The sequence below is a fragment of the Actinophytocola xanthii genome (assembly GCF_001921205.1).
In the GTDB taxonomy this organism is placed as follows: domain Bacteria; phylum Actinomycetota; class Actinomycetes; order Mycobacteriales; family Pseudonocardiaceae; genus Actinophytocola; species Actinophytocola xanthii.
On record NZ_MSIE01000039.1, the window covers coordinates 1 to 22,902 of the forward strand.

The 22,902-nt window shown below is 72.5% G+C and carries 20 protein-coding genes and 1 riboswitch; of the genes, 11 read left to right on the forward strand and 9 right to left on the reverse strand.

Annotated features, from left to right (window positions below):
• Together BU204_RS20850 and BU204_RS20855 are read right to left on the reverse strand one after the other, a co-directional pair.
• Positions 1–624: ABC transporter permease (locus BU204_RS20850; protein WP_233160439.1), on the reverse strand; the 624-nt coding region annotated here is incomplete at its 3' end.
• Positions 600–1,664, reverse strand: coding sequence for a thiamine ABC transporter substrate-binding protein (locus BU204_RS20855; RefSeq protein ID WP_158073484.1), 1,065 nt, complete (start codon positions 1,662–1,664; stop codon positions 600–602). The genes BU204_RS20850 and BU204_RS20855, both read right to left, overlap by 25 nt.
• A riboswitch (TPP riboswitch) is annotated at positions 1,633–1,744 on the reverse strand. (Overlaps the previous gene by 32 nt.)
• A 45-nt stretch (positions 1,745–1,789) precedes the next feature.
• On the opposite strand from BU204_RS20855, the gene BU204_RS20860 reads away from it, so the two are divergent.
• Positions 1,790–2,107, forward strand: a complete 318-nt coding sequence (locus BU204_RS20860) for a 4a-hydroxytetrahydrobiopterin dehydratase (protein ID WP_075127399.1) — start codon at positions 1,790–1,792, stop codon at positions 2,105–2,107.
• Between the two features lie 33 nt (positions 2,108–2,140).
• Here the strand turns inward: BU204_RS20860 and BU204_RS20865 are convergent, their stop codons facing one another.
• Positions 2,141–3,838 (reverse strand): alkaline phosphatase D family protein, encoded by a 1,698-nt coding sequence (locus BU204_RS20865; RefSeq protein WP_075127400.1) that lies wholly within the window; start codon positions 3,836–3,838, stop codon positions 2,141–2,143.
• Positions 3,839–3,940: 102 nt separating this feature from the next.
• The gene (locus tag BU204_RS20870; protein WP_143229627.1) at positions 3,941–4,369 is read right to left on the reverse strand and encodes a hypothetical protein; all 429 of its coding nucleotides are present in this window, start codon (positions 4,367–4,369) and stop codon (positions 3,941–3,943) included.
• Positions 4,370–4,479: 110 nt separating this feature from the next.
• On the opposite strand from BU204_RS20870, the gene BU204_RS20875 reads away from it, so the two are divergent.
• From BU204_RS20875 to BU204_RS20890, 4 genes are all read left to right on the forward strand, one after another.
• Complete coding sequence (locus BU204_RS20875; RefSeq protein ID WP_075127402.1) at positions 4,480–5,205, forward strand: NIPSNAP family protein; 726 nt, start codon at positions 4,480–4,482, stop codon at positions 5,203–5,205.
• Positions 5,206–5,265: 60 nt separating this feature from the next.
• On the forward strand, positions 5,266–5,496 hold the full coding sequence (locus BU204_RS20880; protein WP_143229628.1) for a hypothetical protein: 231 nt from the start codon (positions 5,266–5,268) through the stop codon (positions 5,494–5,496).
• Positions 5,497–5,739: 243 nt separating this feature from the next.
• The gene (locus BU204_RS20885; protein ID WP_075127404.1) at positions 5,740–6,105 is read left to right on the forward strand and encodes a hypothetical protein; all 366 of its coding nucleotides are present in this window, start codon (positions 5,740–5,742) and stop codon (positions 6,103–6,105) included.
• Positions 6,102–6,563, forward strand: a complete 462-nt coding sequence (locus BU204_RS20890) for a roadblock/LC7 domain-containing protein (protein WP_143229629.1) — start codon at positions 6,102–6,104, stop codon at positions 6,561–6,563. Before BU204_RS20885 ends, BU204_RS20890 begins: the two co-directional genes overlap by 4 nt.
• 94 nt (positions 6,564–6,657) lie before the next feature.
• On the opposite strand, the gene ychF is transcribed toward BU204_RS20890, so the two are convergent.
• Positions 6,658–7,740, reverse strand: coding sequence for a redox-regulated ATPase YchF (ychF, locus tag BU204_RS20895; protein WP_075127406.1), 1,083 nt, complete (start codon positions 7,738–7,740; stop codon positions 6,658–6,660).
• Positions 7,741–7,992: 252 nt separating this feature from the next.
• Here ychF and BU204_RS20900 point away from each other — a divergent pair, with 252 nt between their 5' ends.
• Both BU204_RS20900 and BU204_RS20905 read left to right on the forward strand, forming a co-directional pair.
• Entirely contained in the window at positions 7,993–11,199 is a 3,207-nt protein-coding gene (locus BU204_RS20900) for a S8 family serine peptidase (protein ID WP_075127407.1), read from the forward strand.
• A gap of 111 nt (positions 11,200–11,310) precedes the next feature.
• Positions 11,311–12,759: an AlkA N-terminal domain-containing protein gene (locus tag BU204_RS20905; RefSeq protein ID WP_075127408.1), complete on the forward strand. Its 1,449-nt coding sequence runs from the start codon at positions 11,311–11,313 to the stop codon at positions 12,757–12,759.
• Between the two features lie 10 nt (positions 12,760–12,769).
• Here the strand turns inward: BU204_RS20905 and BU204_RS20910 are convergent, their stop codons facing one another.
• Positions 12,770–13,843, reverse strand: coding sequence for a LacI family DNA-binding transcriptional regulator (locus BU204_RS20910; protein ID WP_075127463.1), 1,074 nt, complete (start codon positions 13,841–13,843; stop codon positions 12,770–12,772).
• 157 nt (positions 13,844–14,000) lie between these two features.
• On the opposite strand from BU204_RS20910, the gene BU204_RS20915 reads away from it, so the two are divergent.
• Together BU204_RS20915 and BU204_RS20920 are read left to right on the forward strand one after the other, a co-directional pair.
• On the forward strand, positions 14,001–14,861 hold the full coding sequence (locus tag BU204_RS20915) for a PfkB family carbohydrate kinase (protein WP_233160440.1): 861 nt from the start codon (positions 14,001–14,003) through the stop codon (positions 14,859–14,861).
• Complete coding sequence (locus BU204_RS20920; RefSeq protein WP_075127410.1) at positions 14,858–15,475, forward strand: nucleoside/nucleotide kinase family protein; 618 nt, start codon at positions 14,858–14,860, stop codon at positions 15,473–15,475. Before BU204_RS20915 ends, BU204_RS20920 begins: the two co-directional genes overlap by 4 nt.
• A gap of 5 nt (positions 15,476–15,480) precedes the next feature.
• On the opposite strand, the gene BU204_RS20925 is transcribed toward BU204_RS20920, so the two are convergent.
• Both BU204_RS20925 and BU204_RS20930 read right to left on the reverse strand, forming a co-directional pair.
• Positions 15,481–18,597: an AAA family ATPase gene (locus tag BU204_RS20925; protein ID WP_075127411.1), complete on the reverse strand. Its 3,117-nt coding sequence runs from the start codon at positions 18,595–18,597 to the stop codon at positions 15,481–15,483.
• Entirely contained in the window at positions 18,594–19,775 is a 1,182-nt protein-coding gene (locus BU204_RS20930) for an exonuclease SbcCD subunit D (RefSeq protein ID WP_075127464.1), read from the reverse strand. The genes BU204_RS20925 and BU204_RS20930 overlap by 4 nt, the downstream gene beginning before the upstream one ends.
• Positions 19,776–19,888: 113 nt before the next feature.
• Between BU204_RS20930 and rmuC the strand changes: the two genes are divergently transcribed.
• On the forward strand, positions 19,889–20,878 hold the full coding sequence (gene rmuC, locus BU204_RS20935; protein WP_083661481.1) for a DNA recombination protein RmuC: 990 nt from the start codon (positions 19,889–19,891) through the stop codon (positions 20,876–20,878).
• Positions 20,879–20,978: 100 nt separating this feature from the next.
• Positions 20,979–21,722, forward strand: coding sequence for a DUF6542 domain-containing protein (locus BU204_RS20940; protein WP_075127412.1), 744 nt, complete (start codon positions 20,979–20,981; stop codon positions 21,720–21,722).
• A 221-nt stretch (positions 21,723–21,943) separates the two neighbouring features.
• Here BU204_RS20940 and BU204_RS20945 read toward each other — a convergent pair whose 3' ends face one another.
• Positions 21,944–22,897 (reverse strand): 4-hydroxy-3-methylbut-2-enyl diphosphate reductase, encoded by a 954-nt coding sequence (locus tag BU204_RS20945; protein ID WP_075127413.1) that lies wholly within the window; start codon positions 22,895–22,897, stop codon positions 21,944–21,946.
• Positions 22,898–22,902 lie beyond the last annotated feature (5 nt).

The window sequence follows — 22,902 nt, forward strand, 5'->3', positions numbered from 1 at the left end:
CTCCAGCGTCCGGTACCGGGAGCCGCCGAGGATCAGCACCACCCCGAAGCTGGTCGCGCAGAACAGGAACACGACGGCGGCGGCCGAGGTCAGCGCGGGGGTGAGGGCGGGCAGCGTCACCGAGGTGAACGCTCGCAGCGGGGACGCGCCGAGCGAGCGGGCCGCGTCCTGCGCCCTCCGGTCCAGGTGCGACCAGAGCCCGGCCACCGTCCGGGCCACGACCGCGACGTTGAAGAAGCTGTTGGCCAGCACGATCGCCAGCACCCCGCCGTCGGGGAGCAGGGTGCGGAACGCGAGCCCCACGACCACCGTCGGCAGCACGAACGGGACCAGGACCAGCACCCGGACCAGCCCCAGGCCCGGTAGCGAGGTCCGCGCCAGCAGGTAGGCCACCGGCAGTCCGGCGACCACGGCGAGCGCGGTGGACGCCGCGGCCTGGCCCACGGTGAACGCGACCAGCTCCCAGGTGCGGGCCTGGCCGAGCACCGCGAGCACCCCGCCCTCGGCGAGACCGAGTCGCAGGATCGCGACCACTGGCCAGACGAAGAACACCGCCAGGAAGGCCAGCGGGACCAGCGCGACCCCGACCAGCCCGGCGCTCAGCCCTGGACGAGCGCGCGCCACTCGTCGATCCAGCGCTCCCGGTTCCGGCTGATCTCGGCGGGATCCAGCTCCGCCGGGGCGTCGGGCAGCGGTGCCGCCTTCTCCCAGGCCTCGGGCAGGTCCACGCCCTCACGGGCCGGATAGACGTACATCTGCTCGGGCACCTGGGCCTGGAACTCGGCGGAGAGCAGGAAGTCCAGCACCTTCCGCGCGTCCTGCTCCTCGGCCGCGCCCTGGAGCACCCCGGCGTACTCGACCTGCCGGAAGCAGGTCCCGAGCACGGCCTTGGTGCGGGGCGTGCCGTCCTCGGCCAGCTCGGCGGACGGTGAGGAGGCGTAGGAGACCACGATCGGCCGGGGGCCCTTGCCCGACGAGCCGGAGAACTCCTGGGTGTAGGCCTCCTCCCAGCCGCTCACGACCTGGACACCGCGCCCCTTGAGCGCCATCCAGTACTCCCGCCAGCCGTCGCCCAGCTCGGCGATCGTGCCCAGCAGGAACGCGAGCCCGGGAGAGGAGGTGGCCGGGTCCTCCACGACCAGCATGTCCTGGTACTCGGCCTTGGTCAGGTCGGCGTAGGTGGTGGGCTCCGGCACCCCCTTCGCCGTCAACGCGGCGGGGTCGATGTTGACGCACACGTCGCCCACGTCGACGGCGGTCAGCCGGTTGGTGTCGTCGATCGCGTAGCGCTGCGGCCCCTGGTCGGCCTCCGGGCTCTCGTAGGGCGAGAACACGTCCTCGTCCAGCGCCCGGGAGGCGAACGTGGTGTCGACGCCGAAGGCGAGGTCGCCGACCGGGTTGTCCTTGGTGAGCACCAGCTGGTTGGTGAGCGCGCCCGCGTCGCCCAGCTTGCGGACGTCGATCCTGATGCCGGAGCGCTCGCGGAAGGCGTCGAGGACCTCCTCGCTCATGGCGAACGAGTCGTGGGTGACCAACACCACCCGGCGCTCCCCGTCCTCCGGCTCCTCGCCGGAGGACAGCGTGCACCCGGCCAGCGACACCACCAGGACGGTCGCGGCGAAAACCCTGCGAAGTAACACGTCTCCTCCTCCCTGCGCCGGCATGACCCGGATCAGGTTCGACGGTCGAGGGCTGCGAGCCCTCCTCTCAGCCCGGCGCACACCGGACTCCCGTGGTGATCGCCCAGCCTACCGGTGCGGCCCGCACGGGCAGGGGCCACCATGAGCACATGCCAGAACTGCTCAGTGACGAAGAAAAGGGAAAGGCCCTCGGCCGGCTCCAGGATTGGCGCCTGGTCGAGGGGTCGTTCGAGCGGACCCTCGAGCTCGCGGACTTCCCCCAGGCCATCCAGGTGGTGAACCGGGTGGCGGAGATCGCCGAGAGCCTCGACCACCACCCGGACATCGACATCCGCTGGCGGACGCTCACGTTCCGCTGCATCACCCACTCGGTCAACGGCCTCACCGAGAACGACGTGACGCTGGCCGAGCGGATCGACGGGGTCCTCGCCGACGCGGCCGCCGGGCAGGCGGCGAGCGCGGGGTGAGCACCGCCCGCCGGCCCCCACCGAAACTCCTGGTCAGGGCCGGCGGGACCGCCAACGCGCCCGCCGGCCAGGGGAGGCCGCGGGGTTGTTCGGGTCGTCGGTCAGCACCACCGTGGTCAGCGGCTTCAGCCGGGGCGCGAACCGGCCGCCCTCGGCCTGCTCGACGACCATCTCCGCATGCCGCCCCTTGATCCGCAGCGAGGCGATCGCGTTGCCGAAGAACGGGCCGGAGACCTTGCTCCACTCGACCGGCATCGGGTCGATGTGTGGCGAGCGGAACATCAGCCAGCGGAAGACCGCTGCCAGCGGGCGCCACCAGGCCAGCACGAACAGCGGCCGCATCAGCCGCTCGACCTGGTTGTGCACCGGCGAGCAGGTCAGCTGGAACACCGCGGCCTTGACCTCCTCGGGGAACGACGCCCTGGCCGCGTACACGTGGTGCACGTCACCGGAGAGCACGCTCACACTGGCCACGTCGCTCTTGGCGATGCGCAGGATCAGCCTGGTGAGCCGATCGGACGAGGCGCGGAAGGACGGCCAGTGCTCGAGGTCGCTGACCTGCCGGAACTTCTCGGCCAACCGGCCCCGCCAGCCCGGGCGCCGGCAGGCGACCTCGTTCATCGACTGGATGTGGCTGATCGCGTGCGGCATCAGCCACGGCAACGACGAGCCGATCAGCAGGTGGTCGTACGTGCCGTCGGCGTGCTGCTCGATCCACTCGAACTCGCCGTCGCCGACCATCGACCGCACGCCGCCGGACAGGATCCGGCCGGACCGGGTGTCGATCACCAGCATCCGCACGTTGCCGAAGTCGCGCCGGTAGCTCCACCGGGTGCCCTTGCGCCCGTTGACCTCCTGCCGGGCCCGGTCGGCGAACTCGCGCAGCAGGTCGGCCGCGTCACCGTCGCGCCCCTGGGCCACCACCTTCTCGTAGATCTCGTCGTCGCCAAGGTCGTCCGGGGCGAGGTTGCCGATGTGCTGGTAGATCCAGTAGCTGGCCAGGGCGCCCCGCTCGCGGTCGTGCCACCAGGACGTCCGCTCTATCTCGTCCCGCCAGGCCTGCGAGGTGTTCCAGTCGTCCCGCACGTCGTGGTCGTCGAAGATCATCGACGTGGGCACGGTCGACATCAGCCATCGCGCCAGCGGCGAGGCCCAGGACTCGTGGTAGAGCCGGGTGTACTCCTCGAAGTCGGCGACCTCGCCGTAGGGCGGCTTGCTGATGTCGCGGCGCTTGCTGATCCACTCCTTGGTCGCCTTGGTGGTGTCGTCCGCGTAGACCTGGTCGCCGACCAGCAGCAGCGAGTCCGGCCAGTCCCGCTCGTCCTGCTCGTGCATGCGGGTGGCGTAGGCGGCGAGGGCGTCGGTGCCCATCGTCCGCATCTCCTTCGGGTCGTCGCTGTCCGGCATCCGGCAGGAGCCGAACAGCAACAGGAACTCCGGGTCGCCGCCTTCGGGGAAGGTGCGGATGCGGCTGGGCGGGTAGCTGCTGTCCGCCAGCGGCCAGACCTGCTCGTCGTCGAGCAGCACCTGGTACGGGGTGCTCGTCGCCGGCGTGAGGCCGGCTATCACGACCAACGCGTAGTGGTGCCCGGCGACGGTGAAGGTGTGAGCGGAGGGCGCCGGCTCCGGGCCGCTGACCGTGACGGTGCACGGCTGGTCGGTCTCCACCCAGATGGTGGCCGAGGTCGTGTCCGTATGTCTGAGCAGCGGACCGAGTAACAGCTTGGGCATGGTTCTCCTCGGGTTCTCCGGCTCGTGCCACATCAAACACCGCCCTGGGTGAGTACGGCGTAGACCGTCGCACGGGTTCAGCCCTGTCGCGGACGCGGCTGGTCAGGTCTCCAGGTACCGGTGGAGGATCGTCGAGAGCAGCGCGGCGCAGTCGTCGTGGCGCTCGTACTCCCGTCGGGAGACCTTGTCCGCGGTCAGCCAGACCCCGCCGACCAGGCCGAACAGGTCACCGTTGGCCTCTCCCAACCAGGTCGCCGCGGTCTCGCCGAGGCGCTCGTTGGACTCGACGAGCCCGGCGACGAACAGTCCGCCCGGGGTGCGCCCGTCCTGTGTGGCGTAGAGCACGCAGCCGTTGAAGTCCAGGCCGTCCGTGCGGGCCAGCAGGTCGCGGTGGGCGTCGGCGAGAGGGGTGCCGGTGCGGGCCAGCCACCAGGCGTCGAGGCGGTCGAGCGCGCTCGGCTCGGCCGGTTTGTTGAGCTCCCAGCCCTGCGCCGCGACCTCGTCCAGCAGCCGGTCGAGTGGTTCGGTCACGCGGAGCTCCTTCTGCCTGCGGCACATGTGATCCGATCGACTCGCGATCGGTGCGCCCCAATAGGGTGTCGCTCACCCGAGTCTTCCACCGCGTAAGGAGCGGCGCCGCGATGACCGAGGTTCTCGAGCTCCGGCAGTACACCCTGCACCCGGGTCAGCGCGACGTGCTGATCGAGCTGTTCGACCGGGAGTTCGTCGAGTCCCAGGAGGCGCTGGGCATGCGGCTGTACGGCCAGTTCCGCGACCTCGACGACCCCGACCGGTTCGTCTGGTTCCGTGGTTTCCCGGACATGGAGACGCGCGCCACCGCCCTCGCCGCGTTCTACGGCGGGCCGGTCTGGGCCGAGCACAAAGAGGTGGCGAACGCCACGATGGTGACGTTCGACGACGTCCTGCTGCTCCGCCCGGCCGCTCCGGACTGCGGATTCGATCTGGCGGGCCGTACTCGGGCACCGGCCGGTGCCGACGTCGAGGACGCGGAGGTGTCGCTCGTCACCGTGACCCTGTACCACCTGCCACCCGACGGAGACGACTTCGCCGAGTTCTTCCTCACCGAGGTCCGCCCGCTGCTGGTGGAGACCGGCGCACCGCCGCTGGCCTGCCTGCGCACCGAGACAGCCGAGAACAACTACCCTGCGCTACCGGTTCGCGCCGACGCAAACGTTTTCGCCTGGGTGGCGGCCTATCCGGACCAGGAGGCCCACCTGGAGCACGTGCGCACGCTGGGCCGCTCCGCCCGGTGGACCCACGAGCTGTTGCCGCTGCTCACCAAGTATCTGGCGCGTCCGCCCGAGCAACTCCACCTGGCGCCGACGGACCGTTCGTTACTTCGCTGACACTGCGTAACACGTGCGGCCATTCGGGCGACCCCCATCCGAGTGCATGGGAGGTGGCCCGTGGAGCCGCAAATGATTTGGGATGTTCCTGTTGTGGATGGACTGAACCGCCAGCGCAGCCTGGTGGTGACGGTGTCCGACGGCCGGGTGGCTGTGCTCCCGCCTCCGGGCGAGGGCTTCTACCTGCCGTCGCAGTCGATCTGGCAATTGCACGAGGCCATTCGTGCCGCCGCGCTGGTGGCGGCGGGGATGGACAGGGCGGCGGCGCAGCCGACCCGCATCGCTCGTTGAACTCGCGCCGGCATGTACCGACGTGTTAACGCAGCGTATTCACATTCTCGTACAACCACCCATATGGGGGATCCTCAGGTAGACGTTCTCATGTAGACAGTCCGGGTGGGTGACATGCCCGCCCGGACCGTCACGTGAACGTGTAATCACGGCCTGAACAACGCGCTGCTCGACATTTCGAGTTTTCGCGCGGCGTCGCCGTGCGCCCGCGGATCCCGGCAGGGAGAGAAGAAGGGTTTGACAGTGAACATCGACGACGCGTTGCACGAGGCGATGACGATCGAGGGTGCCGTTGGCGTGGCGCTTGTCGACTACGAGAGCGGGATGACCCTCGGGACCCGCGGCGGCGGCGCCCTGATGGACCTCGAGACCGCGGGTGCCGGCAACACCGAGGTCGTCCGGGCGAAGATGCGGACGATCCACGCGCTGCAGCTCAACGACCAGATCGAGGACATCCTCATCACGCTCGGCCGGCAGTACCACATCATCCGGCCCCTGATGGAGGCCAAGGGCGAGCTGTTCCTCTACTACGTCCTCGACCGCTCCAGGGCCAACCTCGCCCTGGCTCGGCGGCACCTGCGCCGCGTCGAGCAGCTCGTCGACGCATGAGCGTGCGAGCGGTCCACGTGCAGCTCCAGGACCCGGCCGCCGTCGCCGAACTGCTGCAGCGGATGCGGGCCACCGTCCGCGACATCGCCGGCGCCGTCGTGGCCAGCCACGACGGGCTGGTGGTCGCGTCCGACATCGACCCCGTGGTCGAGGTCGCGGCGAACGAGACGGTGGGCCGGCGGAGCCGGTCCGCCCCCGAGGACACGGCCCACAAGACCTCGGCGATGGCGGCGGTGGCGGCGGGACTGGGTGCCCAGTTCACCCAGGCCGCCGGCAGCGGCACCATGCAGGCCGTGACGTTCGAGGGCAACCGCGGCTGCACCGGGGTCTTCCCGCTGACCAGCGCGTTGCTACTGGTCCTGATCGGCGCACCCCAGGTGACGATGGGTCGGTTCGTGGTCGCCTCGAAGCAGGCGCTGGCCGCGATGCTCGGCCCCCAGCCGGACACGCAGCGCTGAAGCCGAGGGCGGGGCGGGCGTCGGAGCGAACCGGCGTCGCCCCGCTCGGCCGCGTCCGCCCCGGCGCGCCAGCCGTCCAGCGCGGCCGGCGCTGTCAGACGTTGAAGCGGAACTCGACCACGTCGCCGTCGGCCATCACGTAGTCCTTGCCCTCCATGCGCACCTTGCCAGCCGCCTTCGCCGCGGCCATGGAGCCGGCCGCGACCAGGTCCTCGAACGAGACGATCTCGGCCTTGATGAACCCGCGCTCGAAGTCGGTGTGGATGACGCCGGCCGCCTGGGGGGCGGTCCACCCCTTGTGGATGGTCCAGGCCCGCGCCTCCTTGGGCCCGGCGGTCAGGTAGGTCTGCAGGCCGAGGGTGTGGAAGCCGGCCCGCGCCAGCGAGTGCAGCCCGGGCTCCTCCTGTCCGATCGACTCCAGCAGCTCGCGGACGGCGGCCTCGTCGTCCAGCTCGAGCAGCTCGGCCTCGACCTTCGCGTCCAGGAACACCGCGTCCGCCGGTGCGACCAGCTCGGCGAGCTCCTTGCGGCGCCCGGCGTCGGCCAGTACCGCCTCGTCCGCGTTGAACACGTACAGGAACGGCTTGGTGGTCAGCAGCGTCAGGTCGCGCAGCACCGCGAGATCCACTTCGGACTGCGCGGTGAACAGTGTCCGGCCCGAGTTCAGGATCCTCTTCGCCGTCTCGGCGGCCTCCAGAGCCGGCCGCGCCTCCTTGCGTGTCCGCGCCTCCTTCTCCAGCCGGGGCAGCGCGCGCTCCAGCGTCTGCAGGTCGGCCAGGATCAGCTCGGTGTTGATCGTCTCGATGTCACTGGACGGGTCGATCCGGCCGTCCACATGCACCACGTCGGGGTCGTCGAACACCCGGATCACCTGGCACACCGCATCCGCCTCGCGAATGTTCGCGAGGAACTTGTTACCCAGTCCCGCGCCCTCGGACGCCCCCTTCACCAGTCCCGCGATGTCCACGAAGGACACGGTGGCCGGTACGACCCGCTGGCTCTCGAACATGGTCGACAGCACGGAAAGTCGCGGATCAGGCAGCGGGACCACGCCGACGTTGGGCTCGATCGTCGCGAACGGATAGTTCGCGGCGAGCACGTCGTTGCTGGTCAGGGCGTTGAAGAGGGTTGACTTGCCGACGTTGGGCAGGCCGACGATCCCGAGGGTCAAGCTCACGTGCGGTAATTCTACGGTCAGCGTCGCGCCGGCTTTCGTGCGCCAACGGTTACCCCTGGCCGCGTAGCGAACGCGCTACTGCGAGCGACACTGTCTACGCCGGGGCTTCGGCGCTGTACCTGCGAGAAGGATTTAGCCCGTTTGGACGCTAGTCAGTTCCGGCATCGCTCAACAACACTCCGTGAGCGCTTGTGGACCGGTATACCCCCCGAGCGGTCCCTCCCCGGCCCGCTCGAGAACGAAGGACGTGGGATGACCCAACGTGACTCGCGCGGCCGAGGCAGAACCCGCCTCGCCGCGGCGCTGGCCGCCGCTGTGGTCGGCGCCTCGCTCGCCGCGCTTCCGGGCACCGCCGTGGCCGCCCCGCCCGAGGTGCCCGACCTCGGGACGGAGCTCGGCAAGCAGGACCGGGACCTGCTCGTGAAGGCCCGGCGGGAGGGCAAGACCACCGTCGAGATCCAGGTGATGGCCGACCAGGGGGTCGACGACCGGCTCGTGGCCGCCGGCGCCGAGATCCGGTACCGCGCCGACGAGCTCGGCTACCTGCGGGCCGAAGTGCCTATCGACGCGGTGGAGAAGATGGCCGCGTTCCCCGGCGTGGACGCGCTCAACGTCGACCGGGTGATCAAGTTCGAGGAGCCGCGCCCGCTGGGCATCGACGACCCCACGCCCCAGCCCGCGCCCGGGCCGACGACACCCCGGGTCAACCCCTACATGCCCACCGGTGACATCGGCACCGCCCAGTTCGTGGAGGCCAACCCGAAGTACGACGGCCGCGGCGTCACCGTCGGCATCGTCGACACCGGCGTCGACCTGGCCCACCCGGCGCTCAACACGACCAGCACGGGCGAGGACAAGATCGTTGACTGGGTGACCGCGACCGATCCGGCGTTCGACGAGGAGACGGGTCTCAACGAGGACGCGGACCCGACCTGGATCGACATGTCCAACCCGGCCCCCGGCCAGCCGACCGGCTACCGGTACGGCCTGTTCAACGAGCGCGACCCGCGCCTGGCGGGCGAGCTGGGCAACGACGTCAACCGCGACGGGAACCCGGCCGGCAGCATCGGCACGTTCGGCGTGCTGTGGGACCCGGCGACCAACACCGTCTGGGTCGACACCGACCAGGACAAGAGCTTCGCCGACGAGGCCGCGATGACCGACTTCAAGGTCAAGCGGGACGTCGGCAGGTTCGGCCGGGACAACCCGGCCACGCCGGTGCACGAGTCGATGCCGTTCGTGGTGCAGACGAGCCCGGCCACCGAGTCGGTGAACATCGGCATCGTCTCCGGCGCCCACGGCTCCCACGTGGCGGGCATCGTCGCGGCGAACAAGATGTTCGGCGGCACGATGAGCGGTGCGGCGCCCGGCGCCAAGCTGGTGTCCGTCCGCGCCTGCATGTTCCTCCCCGGCTGCACCAACCACGCCCTGGACGAGGGCATGATCTACGCGGCCAGGGACGCCGACGTCGACGTGATCAACATGTCGATCGGCGGGCTCGAGCTGCTCAACCACGGCCAGACCGTGCGCGAGCTGCTCTACAACGAGCTGATCGAGACCTACGACGTGCAGATGTTCATCTCGGCGGGGAACTCGGGCCCCGGCATGAACACGGCCGGCACGCCGTCGCTCGCCGACAAGGTGATCAGCGTCGGCTCCTACATCTCCCGGGCCACCTGGCAGCGCAACTACGGTTCCGACGCTGCCCAGGAGGACAACATGCACGGCTTCTCCTCCCGCGGGCCCCGTGAGGACGGCGGGTTCAAGCCCAACCTGATCGCGCCGGGCTCGGCGATCTCCCCGATCCCGATGTTCATGAACGGCAGTCCGCTGGTCGGCACCTACCCGCTGCCGCCGGGCTACGGCCATCTCAACGGCACCTCGATGGCCTCGCCGCAGACAGCCGGGGCGGCGGCCGTGCTGGTCAGCGCCGCGCTTCAGCGCAACGTCGAGCACAGCCCGGCGCAGCTGCGCCAGGCGCTCGTCTCCACCACCCGGTTCATCCCTGGCTACGACGCCTACGAGCAGGGCAACGGCCTTGTCGACACGCGGAAGGCCTGGAACGCGCTGAAGGCGAACATCGACACCGTCGACATCAGCTCCTCGGTGCCGGTGAACACGGTGCTGTCCGACTTCCTCGCCACACCGGACGTCGGCACCGGCATCTACGACCGCGAAGGCGTGAAGAAGGGCGATCGCTTCACCCGCGAGTACACGTTCAGGCGCACCTCGGGTCCGAACCACCCGCTCACCTACGCGGTGTCCTGGGTCGGCAACGACGGCACGTTCAGCTCCGGCAACTCGGTCACGCTGCCGAAGAACAGCGCCGTCAAGTTCCGCGTGACGGTCAACCCGCGCACGGCCGGAGCCCACTCGGCGATCCTGAACCTGGACAGCCCGATGACCACCGGCATCGAGCACCAGACGATGAACACCGTCATCGCGGCCGAGGACTTCACCGCCGGCGGCGGGTACCAGGTCCGGCACGGCGGCCAGCTCGGTCGCAACGAGACCGACAGCTACTTCGTCCGGGTCCCGGCCGGGACGCCGGCACTCAAGGTCGACCTGCAGGGCGGCGGGACCGCCGAGGGCGCGGGCCAGATCCGCTTCCTGCGGTTCCACCCCTACGGCGTCGGCGTCGAGGGCAACTCCACGCCGAACTGCTACAACCCACCGGTGCCCCCGGGCAACGCCTGCGACGCGGGCAGCCCGACCAGCCGCACGTTCACCAACCCGTTGGCCGGGGTGTGGGAGGTCGTGGTCGAGGCCAGGCGGACCTCGGACGCGGTACGCGCGCCCTACACGCTGACCGCCTCGATCCTCGGGGCGACCGTCGCACCGAACCCGGACGTGATCGCGTCGGCCCAGAGCGGCCAGCCGGTCGCCCGGCAGTACACGCTGACCAACGCGTTCGGTCCGTTCACCGGCCGCGCGGTGGGCACCCCACTGGGCAGCGCCCGGATCGCCACGCCGACCATCGCCGACGGTGCCCAGCAGCAGTACGGGGTGACCGTCGCGGCGGGTTCCCGACAGCTCCGCGCCAAGATCGGCAGGACGTCCGACCTGGGCGCGGACCTGGACCTGTTGGTGTTCAACTGCACCAGCGGAGCCTGCGTCGAGGCTGGCCGGGCGGCGGACGGCGACTCGGAGGAGGAGGTCACGATCGCCAACCCGGCGGCCGGTGAGTGGGTCGTCCTGGTGGTCGGGTTCGCCGTACCGGCGGGCACGACGACCTACGACTACGTGGACGTGTTCTCCGGTCCCTCGTTCGGCGCGATCACCGTCAACGACGCGGACGCGCCACGGGCGGGTGGCTCGTCCTGGACGGTGTCCGGCACGGTCACCCCGGGCACGGCTCCGGCCGCTGGGCGTGTGCTGTACGGCAACGTCCAGGTCCGCACGGACACGAACGTGCTCGTCGGCACGGGTGACGTGATCGTCCGGTCGGTCACCCCGTAGGACTGGCGAAGGCCGCCTCCGGTCCCCCGGGGGCGGCCTTCGCCATGTCCGGGGGACCGTGGTGTCCGGATCCCGCTAGCCCGGGGGTGCCGCCGGCGGCAGCATGGGTGTGTGCGAATCGACGAGGAGCAGGGCTACCGGGCCTCGGCCTCCCGGGACGCGCGGTTCGACGGCCAGTTCGTCGTGGCCGTGCGCACCACCGGGATCTACTGCCGGCCGTCCTGTCCGGCCATCACCCCCAAGCGGCAGAACATGAGGTTCTACCCGACGGCGGCGGCAGCTCAGCAGGCCGGTTTCCGGGCGTGTCGTCGCTGCCTGCCGGACTCGGTGCCCGGCTCGCCCGAGTGGAACCTGCGGGCCGACCTCGCCGGCCGGGCGATGCGCCTGATCGGCGACGGGATCGTCGAGCGGGAAGGCGTCCCCGGCCTGGCCCGGCGGGTCGGCTACTCGGAACGGCACCTCACCCGGGTGCTCTCCGCGGAGCTGGGCGCGGGCCCGCTCGCGCTGGCCAGGGCCCACCGGGCGCACTCGGCGAGGATGCTGATCGAGACCAGCGACCTGGGGTTCGCCGACATCGCGTTCGCCGCCGGGTTCGCGAGCGTCCGCCAGTTCAACGACACGATCCGCTCGGTGTTCGCCACGACCCCCTCCGGCCTGCGCCTCGCCGCCCGCCGCCGCTCCCGGACGGCCGGGCCGGCACCGGGCCGGGTGACCCTGCGCCTGCCCTACCGCGCGCCCTACGACGCCGTGGGGATCTTCGCGTTCCTGGCCGCCCGGGCCGTGCCCGGCGTGGAGTCCGTCGAGGACGGTGAGTACGCGCGCACGCTGCGGCTGCCCCACGGCACGGGCACGGCTCGGCTCCGTCCGGCCGACGGTCACCTGGAGTGCACGCTTCGCCTGACCGACATGCGCGACCTCGGCATCGCCGTCGCCCGCCTGCGCCGCCTGTTCGACCTGGACGCCGACCCCAAGGCGGTCGCGGAGGTGCTCGGCGCCGACCCGGCGCTCGCCGCGTCGGTCGCGGCGGTGCCCGGCATCCGGCTGCCCGGCAGCGTCGACGCGGCCGAGGTAGTCACCAGGGCACTCGTGGGGCAACAGATCTCGGTTCCCGCGGCCCGGACCACCCTGGGCAGGCTGGCCGCCGCCCTCGGCGACCCCCTCCCCACCCCCGACGGCGCCCTGACCACGCTGTTCCCCACTCCGGCGGCCATCGCTGCCGGGGCCGCATCGGTCCTGACCGGCCCTCGCCGACGCATCGACACGGTGCTCGCGGTCAACGCCGCCCTGGCCTCGGGGGAGCTGGAACCGCACGTCGGCGCGGACGCCGACGAGCTGACGGCGCAGCTGCGGGCCTTCCCCGGGGTTGGCCCGTGGACCGCGGGCTACGTCCTGGTGCGGGTACTGGGGGCACCGGACGTGCTGCTCGACACCGATCTCGCGCTGCGCAGGGGAGCGGCGGCCCTGGGCCTGCCCGCCGAGCCGGCGGCGCTGGTCGAGCGCAGCAGGGCCTGGCGCCCCTGGCGCTCCTATGCGGGCCTGCACCTGTGGCGGGCGAGCTGAGTAGGGCCGCTCAGTCGCAGCCGCACGAGCGGCGGTGCATGAACGCCGTGGGCAAACGTTTGGTGACCGGGTTGCCGTCGGGATCGGCGATCCGCTCCAGGAGCAGGCGAACCGCCAGGGAGCCCATCTCCGCAAGCGGTTGCGCAACCGTTGTCATCGGGGGGTCGACGAGCTCCGCCCAGTCGACGTCGTCGTAGCCCACGACCGCGAGTTCGCTGCCCACCGTGACGCCCCGCCGCCGGCACTCGTGCAGCACGCCCCGGAGAACGGTGCTGTTCCCCGCGATCACCGCCGTGGGTGGGTCGGCCAACGCCAGCAGCGCGGTCAGCGCCTCGGCGACCGGGTCCTCGCCCTGCTCACCGGTCGCCTCGGGTGGCGGGTAACCGGTCGTGTCGCTGGCCGTGTCCCCGGTCAGGTCGTCCGCCGGGTCGGCTGAAACGCCGGCGACGACCAACGACTCGTCCCACCTCAGCCGTGACCGGCCCAGGCCGAGCCGGTACCCCAGCACCCGCTCGGAGGTGGTCGCGAGGCCGGTGGCGCCGCTGATCATCCCGATCCGCCGGTGCCCGTTCTCCGCGAGGTGGCGTACCAGCCCGGAGGTCGCGTAGACGTTCTCGGGCCCGACCTGGTCGATGTCCTGGCTGGTGGTCAGCCGGTCCAGCAGCACGACCGGGACACCGAGCCGCTTCAGCTCCGGCACCACGCTTCCCGAGTCCCGCGGCGACGGGGTGAGGACCAGCCCGTCCACCCGGCGCGACCGCAACATCCGCACCGCCGACCGCTCGGTCTCCGGATCGTCGTGCGTGTCGGCCAGGACGAGGGTGTACCCCGAGCGAGTGGCCTCGTGCTCGATGGCCCGGATGAGCTCGGCGAAGTGCGGGTTCGCCACCAGTGAGATCGCCACTCCCAGGGACTGCGTCCCACCGGTGACCAGCGAGCGGGCGATCGCGTCACCCGTGTAGCCGGTCTGCTCGATCGCGTCGAGTACCTTTGCCCTGGTCTCCGGGGCTACCGCCCTGGTTGAGTTGACCACGTGCGAGACAGTGGTGATGGACACGCCGGCGAGCCGGGCGACGTCCCGCATGGTGACCACGAGTGATCTCCTGCCATCGATAATGCCCGCAACCGCTTGCGCAAACGGTTGCGACACGCTATCGCGGATCACTACCGTTTGCGCAAACCGACGCGCCGTGGAGGTCCACAATGCACCCGTCAGTGATCCTCCAGGGGGCGATCGTCCGGTGGGCGATCCCCCGGTGAGCGTGGTCGTCGCCGTCGGCCTCTGCACGGTCGACCTGGTGCAGCGGGTGGACCGGCTGCCGGCGCCGGGGCAGAAGGTGCAGTCCCGATCGGTCGAGCTGGCGGCGGGTGGCCCGGCCGCGAACGCGGCGGTCGCGGTGGCCGCGCTGGGCGGCTCGGCGCGGCTGCGTACCGTGCTCGGCTCGCATCCGCTCGCCCGGCTGGCGCTGCGGGACCTGGCCGACTGCGGGGTCGAGGTGAGCGACGTGCTGCCGTACCGCGTCGCACCGCCCGCGGTGAGCGCGGTCTCGGTGCGCGAGTCCGACGGCGAACGCACGGTGGTCTCGCACAACGCCGCCGGTATGGCCGCCGCCGGGGACACGGACCTGACCGGCGCCGGCGCCCTGCTCGTCGACGGCCACCACCCCGAGCTCGCCCTGCGTGCGGCCACCGCGGCCCGTCGCCGCGGCGTACCCGTCGTGCTCGACGCGGGGAGCTGGAAGCCGGTGTTGGCCGAGCTGTTGCCGCTGGTCGACGTGTGTGCGTGCTCGGCGGCGTTCGAGCCACCGGAACCGCTGGCCAACCCGGTCGTGATCCGGACGGCCGGTCCGGCGCCGGTGCGCTGGCAGGCCGAGGGCGAATCCGGCGAGGTGGCCGTGCCCGACACCGAGGTGCGCGACACCGTCGGCGCGGGTGACGTCTGGCACGGGGCGGCGGCCCTGGCCGTGGCCCGCCTCGGCCGCGTGCCGGGGCCGGCGGAGCTGCCCGGGCTGATCGCGTTCGCCAACCGCGCGGCGGCGGTCCGGGTGGGACACGAGGGCGCCCGCGGCTGGGTCCTCCCCATGCGCGAGCTGGCCTCATGAGGTTCGCGGAGCTGGTCGCCGAGGCGACCTCGCTGATGACGGCCGACCGCGCGGTTCTCGGGATCTGCGGTCCGCCCGGCGCCGGCAAGTCCACGCTGGCGCAGCGCCTGGTGGCCGCGCTCGGCCCGGACTCCGTCCACGTCGGGATGGACGGCTTCCACCTCGCGCAGGTGGAGCTGGCCAGGCTCGGCCGGACCGAACGCAAGGGCGCCCCGGACACCTTCGACGCCGCGGGCTACGTCCACCTGCTCGCCCGCCTGGCCGCGCCCAACGACGACCCGGTCTACGCACCCCTGTTCCGCCGGGACCTGGAGGAGCCGATCGCCGGCGCGGTCCCGGTGCCGCGGGAGGTGCGGCTGGTGGTGACCGAGGGCAACTACCTGCTGCTCCCGGACCCGCCGTGGAGCGGGGTCCGGCCCCTGCTCACCCGGGCCTGGTTCCTCGCACCCGAGGAGGACCTGCGCCGCCGCTGGCTCCAGGCCCGCCACGAGGCCTACGGCCGCACCCCCGAACAGGCCCGCGACCGGACCCTCGGCTCCGACGAGCGCAACGCGCTCCTGATCAACGCGACCCGTTCCGCGGCCGACCTGGTCGTCTCCGCGGTGTCCTACTGAGCCGCTCAGGCGATCAACTCCACAGAGGATCCCGTGCGCGACTTGCGGACCAGCAACCGCGTCGGGATGCGCTGTCGCAGCTCCTCCACATGCGACACCAGCCCGACCACGCGACCGCCGGCCCGCAGCTCGTCGAGGATGTTCATCACCTCGTCGAGGGTGTCCGCGTCGAGCATGCCGAACCCCTCGTCCACGAACAGGGTGTCGAGCAGCGCCCCACCGGTCTGACCGGCCACCACGTCGGCGAGCCCCAGTGCCAGCGCGAGCGAGGCGAGGAAGGTCTCACCGCCGGAGAGCGTCCTGGTCGGCCGCACCCGGCCGGAGTAGTCGTCGAGCACGTCCAGCCCCAGCCCACCGCGGGTACCCCGTGGGCCGGCGGCGTCGCTGTGCACGAACGAGAACCGGCCATCGCTCATCCGGCGCAGCCGAGCGCTCGCCGCCACCGCGACCTCCTCCAGCCGCGCGGCGAGTACGTAGGCCCGCAGCGACATCTTGCGCGCGTTCTGCCCCCGCCCGTTCACCACGTCGGTAAGCGCCGAGAGCTCCTCGTACTCGGCAACCGCCGGTGCGAGCTCCGCCCACACGGCCCGGAGCCGCTCGGCCAGCTCCGCCACGGCCGCCCGGGCCCGGCGTGCGGCATCCTCGGCCACCTTGGCCTGGTCGAACGCCTCCCGCGCCACCCGTGACGCCTCCGCTGCGGGGCCCAACGGCACCTCCCGCCCCGGGTCCACGTCGGGCAGCGAGGCCAGTACCTGCCGCGCGCCGGCCTCGCGCGCCTGCGCGTCGGCAAGCGTTCGCTCCAGCGTCCGGACCGCCTGCTCGCCGCGTGCCGCCCGCAGCGCCTCGTCGGCGTCGTCGAACCCTCCCTCGGTCAGGGCCGTCGACAGCGCCCGTCGCTGCTCGCCCTCGCGCTCCCGGACCGCGCCCAGCGCCGAGCTGGCCTCACCCGCGGCCTCCAGCCGCTCGGCCGTGGCGAGCAGAGCGGCCCGTCGAGCCGCGACGTCCTGGTAGGCACCGCGTGCTCCCTCCAGCCGGGCCGTCCGCTCCGCGACCCGGGCCAGCACCCCGGCGAGCTCCCGCTCGTAGCCCGCGACCTCCCGCTCGGCCGCGAGCCGCTGCTCGCCGAGCCGCTCGGCCTCCCGCTCCAGCCGCGTGACCCGCCCGGCCAGCCGGACCCGCCCGCCGGCGAGCTCCTCGGCCTGTTCGACGGCGGCGACCGCGTCCCGGAAGCTCGCCGCCGCGGTGTCCACGTCCCGGTCCCCGACCCGCTCGCGGAGTCCGTCGAGCACACGCACGGCCGCGTCGAGCTCCGTCCTCGCCGCCTCCCGGCCGGCCTGGGCACGCTGCTCACGCCGCACCGCGGCCCGCTCGTCCTCCGCCCCGACCTGGCCAGCGGTGCCGACAGCGGGCACCGGATGCTCCGCCGAGCCGCACACCGGGCACGGCGCGCCCTCGGCGAGCCGTCCGGCCAGCTCCGCGGCCATCCCGTCCAGCCGCCGCTGCCGCACGTCAAGCAGGGCCTCCCGCGCGTCCTGGTACGCGTCGACGGCCGCCGCGTGGGCCGCCTCCCGCTCCCGGACGACCTCGAGCGCCCCCGGAACCCGACGAAGGTCCTGGACCAGCGTGCCGGCCTCGTCCCTCGCGGCCGTGAGCCCCGGCAGGGCGTCCTCGGCCCGCACCGCCTCGGCGAGCCGCTCCCGAGCGTCCTCGAGCTCAGCCGGCACCTCCGCGAGCCGCGCCGCACAGCGGGCGATGACCTCGCGCCCCGCCCCGGCGAGCCGGCCCAGCTCGCGCTCGCGGTCCCGGTCCACGCGCTGCCGCCCCGCCTCCTCGACCAGCGAGGCCAGCGCGCCGGCCTCCTCCCGCAACCGCGCGGCCTCGCCCCGCGCGGCCCCGGCCAGGCGCGTCTCGGGACCCGCCGGCTCGCCCGGTACCGCTGTCTCCCGCCCCGCCCCGGCGTCTTCCGCCGGGGCGCCGTCCAGCTCGACCCACAGGTCCAGCCCGAGCTGTGCCTCTCCCGGTCCCGCCGCCGCGGGCTGGCTGCCGGCCGCGTCCGCCACGTCGTCGAACAGCCGGGAACGCACGTCGTCCGGCAGCGTCGCCAGGCGCCGTTCCAGCTCGGCCTCCGCACGCCGGGACAGCTCGGTGACCCGCTCCAGCTCCCGTGCCACCGGCACCACCGCGGCCGCTCGCCGCGCCGCTGCCAGCTCCTCGCGGGACCGTTCCCGCGCCAGTGCGCCGGCCGCGAGCTCGGCCAGCTCCTCGTGTGCCGTCCGCGCCCGCGCCACCTGCTCCGCCGTGGTCCGCAGCGCCAGGTACTCCGCCTCCGCCTCGTCCCGCACGGCCGCCGCGGCCAGCTCGGTCGTCACCGCCTCCGCCGCGGCCAGCTCGGTCCTCGCCACGAGCTCGTCGAGCCACGCCTCGTCCGCGTCCTGCGGCGGCTCCTCGCCCACGGCCTGCCCCAGCCGGGCCACCAGGCGCTCGCACTCCAGCCGTCCCTGCGCCAGCGCCTGCCCGCGCTCAACGCGGCGCTCCCGGAACCACTGCTCGACCAGCGCGAAGTGCTGCGTCCCGAACAGCTTCTCGAGCAGCTTCTCGCGCTCGGTCGTCTCCGCGCAGAGGAACCGCGCGAACTCGCCCTGCGGCAGCAGCACCACCTGGAAGAACTGCTCCTTGCTCATCCCCAGCAGCCGTTCGACGGTCCGGGCGACCTCGTCGATGCGGGTCAGGCCGTCGGGGGCGTGCCCGGCCGGCGCCGCCCCCACCCAGGTGAGCGACGCCCGGGCCTGCTGCTTGGTCGTACCTCCGCCCCGCTTCTTCGGCCGCGGGTACTCCGGCCCGCGCACCAGCAGCAGCCGGTGCCCACGAACGGTCAGCTCGAGCCGCACCTCGGTCGCCACGTCCGGGTCGGCGTAGTCACAGCGAAGGCGTTTGGCCTGGTCACGCAGGCCCGGCACGGCGCCGAAGAGGGCGAACGCCACCGCGTCGAGCAGGGTCGTCTTGCCGGCTCCGGTGTCGCCGTGGAGCAGGAACAGGCCGTCCGCGCCGAGCCGGTCGAAGTCGACCACCTCGTGGCCGGGGTAGGGCCCGAAGGCCCGCACCTCCAACCGGTGCAGCCTCATGCGGCGCGGTTTCCGCGCTGCCCGGCCAGCTCGGCCCGCTCGTGGTTGGCCACGGCCGCCAGTGCCTCCCGCAGCAGCGCCGACTCGGTCTCCGACGGCCCGGCGCCCCGGCAGTCCTCGACGAACTGGCACGCGACGTCGTGGTCGGAGCGCCGGTGCACGACCTTGGAGTAGGTCAGCGACGCGGCGAGCGTCCCGCCGTCGGGCCGCCAGTCCAGGTGCACGGCGTGCGGGAACCGCTGCTGCAGCCTGCGCAGCGCGTCGGTCGGCCGCACCCGGTCGGTCAGCTCCACCGAGAGGTACCGGTCCACCAGCGTCTCGTGTGCCGGCTCGGTCAGCAGGTCCTCGAGCCGGCCGGTGACCGTCGCGAGCCGGCGCGGCACCGGCAGCTCCCGCCGTTCCACCCCGGCGAGCCCGGCGGCGTCCAGCTCCACCAGCCAGACCGACTTGCGGTGCCGCGCCTCGGAGAACGAGTAGGCCAGCGGGCTGCCGGAGTACCGGAGGTTCTCGGCCAGCCGCTGCGGGCCGTGCAGGTGTCCGAGGGCGACGTAGTCCACGCCGCCGAACACCGCGCCGGGGACCTGCTCGACGCCGCCGACCGCGATCGTCCGCTCCGAGGCGCTGGCGCTGCCGCCGGTCACGAAGGCGTGGGCGAGCACGACCGACCGGGTGCCCTCGGCCCTGCCGGCGAGGTCGGCCCGCACGCGCCGCATGGCCTCGGTGAGCACCTCGGCGTGCCCGCACGCGTCGAGCGAGAGGGCGTGCCGCGCCGGCTCCGGTTCCAGGTACGGCACGCCGTACAGGGCGACCGGGCCGTGTCGGTCCTCGAGCAGCACGGGACGGTCCAGCTCGGCCACGCGGGTGCGCAGGTGGAGCCCGCCGGCCGCGGCGAACTCGGCGAACGCGCCGAGCCGCGGGGCGGAGTCGTGGTTGCCGGAGGTGATGACGAGTTGGGCGCCGGCCGCCCTGATCCGGTCCAGGATGCGAGTGCAGGCGCTGACCGCCTCCCCGGAGGGCACGGCGCGGTCGTACAGGTCGCCGGCCACGACCACCACGTCCACCCGCTCGTCGACGACCAGGTCGGCCAGCCCGCCCAGCACGGACTCCTGGTCGGCGAGCAGGTCCCGGCCGTGGAAGGTCCGGCCGACGTGCCAGTCGGAGGTGTGCAGCACCCGCATGGCCGCCAAAGTTAGGGCCGCCGGCCCGCCGAGTGCGGGAGGCACGCCACAGGGATTGTCGGTACCCCCGGTCATGATTGGCTCACTGCCCGTCCAGGAGAGGAGACGCCGAGGTGGCCGCTGTGTTCGGCACCGCAGCCGTCGTGCTGTTGCTGCTGGTGATCGCGGGTGCGGTGCTGTTCCACCGGCTCTGGGCGGACGGCCAGCGCAGGCTGGACGCGGCGATGCTCGCCGTGCAGCGGGAACGCGAGCGCACCGACGCCCACGCCGCGGCGCTGCGCCGGTACGAGGTGACCTTCGCCTCCATCCACGGCCGCGGCGAGCTCGGCGAACGTGCCCTGGTCGAGACGGCCCGCGCGCTCGGCCTACGCGAGGGCCTGCACTTCTCCCTGCAGACCGACGTCGGCGGCGGCGGTTCGGTGCGCCCCGACATGCTTCTCCTGGTCGGCGACGGCCGCCGGGTACCGGTCGACGCCAAGATGAGCATCGCCTGCTGGATCGAGGCGGTGGAGACCGAGGACGCCGACGAGCGGCTCGACGCGTTGCGCGTGCACGTGCGCAACATCCGCTCGCGGGCCGCCGAGCTGGCCGGCAAGGGCTACCAGCGCTGGGCGGACGCGATCTACGGCACGGTCATGTTCGTCCCGTCGGACGCGGCGGTCGTCGCCGCCCTGGACGCCGACCCCGACCTGCTGCGCTGGCTGCTGGACCGGCGGGTGTTCGTCTGCGGACCCACCGGCTTCGCCGTGATCGCCTCCGCCGCGATGCTCGCCGCGAGCGAGCGGGTGGTGGCCGAGGACATCGAGGCCGTTCGGGCTCATGCGTCGGCGGCGCACCGGGCCGCCGAAGGAGCCATCGACGCGGTGAACGTCTCGAGCACGCACCTGCAGCGGTTCCTGCAGGCCCGCCGGCGGGAGCTGGACGCGTTGACCCAGTTCACCACCGCGGTCACCCCGCTTACCGAGGCGTCCGGCAGCCCGAGCGCTCTCCCGCCGGTGCGCCGCTCCGACGAGGTGATGGTCCCTGGCGGGGCGTCGGCGGCCGCCATCGCCGCTGCCGCCGGCGAGCAGCCCTACGCAGCGGAGCCGGAGCCGCCTTTCTGACCCGCCGGGTGTGCTCTGGTTCACATCTTGGAGTGGACTCCCCGGGAGCGTTTCCAGAACGGCGGTCAGCAGGGGTGACAGACCTACTAACGTGTGCGCCGTGACCGCGACCCGCGATCGCCGGAGCGATCCAGCAGAAGACGCCGACATGGCGTGGGACGACCGCCCGATCCTCGGCACGTTTCGTGGCCTGCCGTGGTGGGGAGCCGTCCTCCTCGCCTTCGGCCTGGCGGCGGTGGCCGCGGTGGTGGAGATGCAGGTGCAGGGCTCTCTCGGGAAGATCTACCAGGGTGCCTACCTGCTCGGTTGTGTCGCCGCGATCTGCCTGGTCCGCCGGCGCAGCCTCTTCGGCCCCATGGTCCAGCCCCCGCTCGTGTTCGCGGTCACCGCGATCGGTGCGGTCATCATCTTCGGCGAGGACGGCGGGAGCGGCCTGAAGCAGCTCATCTTCTCCGTGGCGCTCCCGCTGACCAGCAACTTCCCCACGATGGCGATCACGACCGCCCTCACCGTGGCGCTCGGCCTGTACCGCCTCTGGAAACAACGCGACCCGAACCCCCCGGTGCGCGCCACCCGCCCCGCCGCGGACACCTCCCCACCCGCGTCCCCGCAGAAGAAGCGCCCCACCAACCGCCCCACCCCGCCCGAGGACGAGTCCTCCCCACGGCGCGGCAACCGCCCCGCCCGGGACCGGAACCAGGGCCCCCGTGACCGCGCCCGTTCCCGCGACCAGGACCAACCCCGCCGGCGCGACACCGAAACCCCCCGCCCGCGCCGCGACCAACCCGACCGCGACGGCCCTTCGAGCCGCCCCCGCCGCAGGCCGCCGGACCAGCGCCGCTGAGTGCCCGGCCGTCGAGCCGACCTAGGGCGCGTCCGCAGAGTCCTGGTCGATGGGCTTGGTGATCCAGGTCGTCGCTGGCAAGTCGGAGGGCAGGCCTCGTACCGGGTTGTACTCGGTCTGTCCGACAACGCTGCCAGCGGCGGGCTGGGCGCGAAGACCGCGATCGAGGGCTGTGCGGACGTGCCCTAGCTATCGCTGGTCGGCCACGGCACCGGAACCACTCAGCTGGCGTTCTCCTGGAGCGCCTTCCGCAGCTCCCGCGGCAACGCGAACGCGACCTTCTCGTTCGCCGTCGTCACCTCGTGGACGTCGGCGTAGCCGCGGTCCGCCAGCCAGGCCAGCAGGTCCATCACCAGGATGTCCGGCACCGACGCCCCGCTGGTCACGCCCACCGTCGACACGCCAGAAAGCCACGCCGGGTCGACCTCGCGCGCGTAGTCGACCAGGTACGACGCCCGCGCCCCCGCCTGGAGCGCCACCTCGACCAGCCGCTTCGAGTTCGACGAGTTCGTGGACCCCACCACCAGCACCAGATCGCACTCCGGCGCCATCGCCTTCACCGCGACCTGCCGGTTCTGCGTCGCGTAGCAGATGTCGTCGCTCGGCGGGTCCTGCAGTTCGGGGAAGCGGCCCTTCAGCTGGTTCACCCGCTCGAGGGTCTCGTCCACCGACAGGGTGGTCTGCGACAGCCACACGACCTTGCTCGGGTCGCGTACCGCCACCTTGTCCACGTCCTCCGCCGTGTCCACCAGCTGTACGTGGTCGGGCGCCTCACCGGCGGTGCCCTCGACCTCCTCGTGGCCCTCGTGGCCGACGAGCAGGATGTCGTAGTCCTCCCGCGCGAACCGCCTCGCTTCCTGGTGGACCTTGGTCACCAGCGGGCACGTCGCATCGATCGTCCGCAGGTTCCTCGCGGCCGCCTGCTCGTGCACCGCGGGCGCCACCCCGTGCGCGGAGAAGACCACGAGCGCGCCCTCCGGCACCTCGTCGGCCTCCTCGACGAAGATCGCACCGCGCTCGGAGAGCGTCTGCACCACGTGCTTGTTGTGCACGATCTCCTTGCGCACGTACACGGGCGCGCCGTAGGTCTCCAGCGCCTTCTCGACGGTCACGACCGCCCGGTCGACGCCGGCGCAGTAGCCGCGGGGTTTCGCCAGGAGGACTCGTTTCGTCATATCCC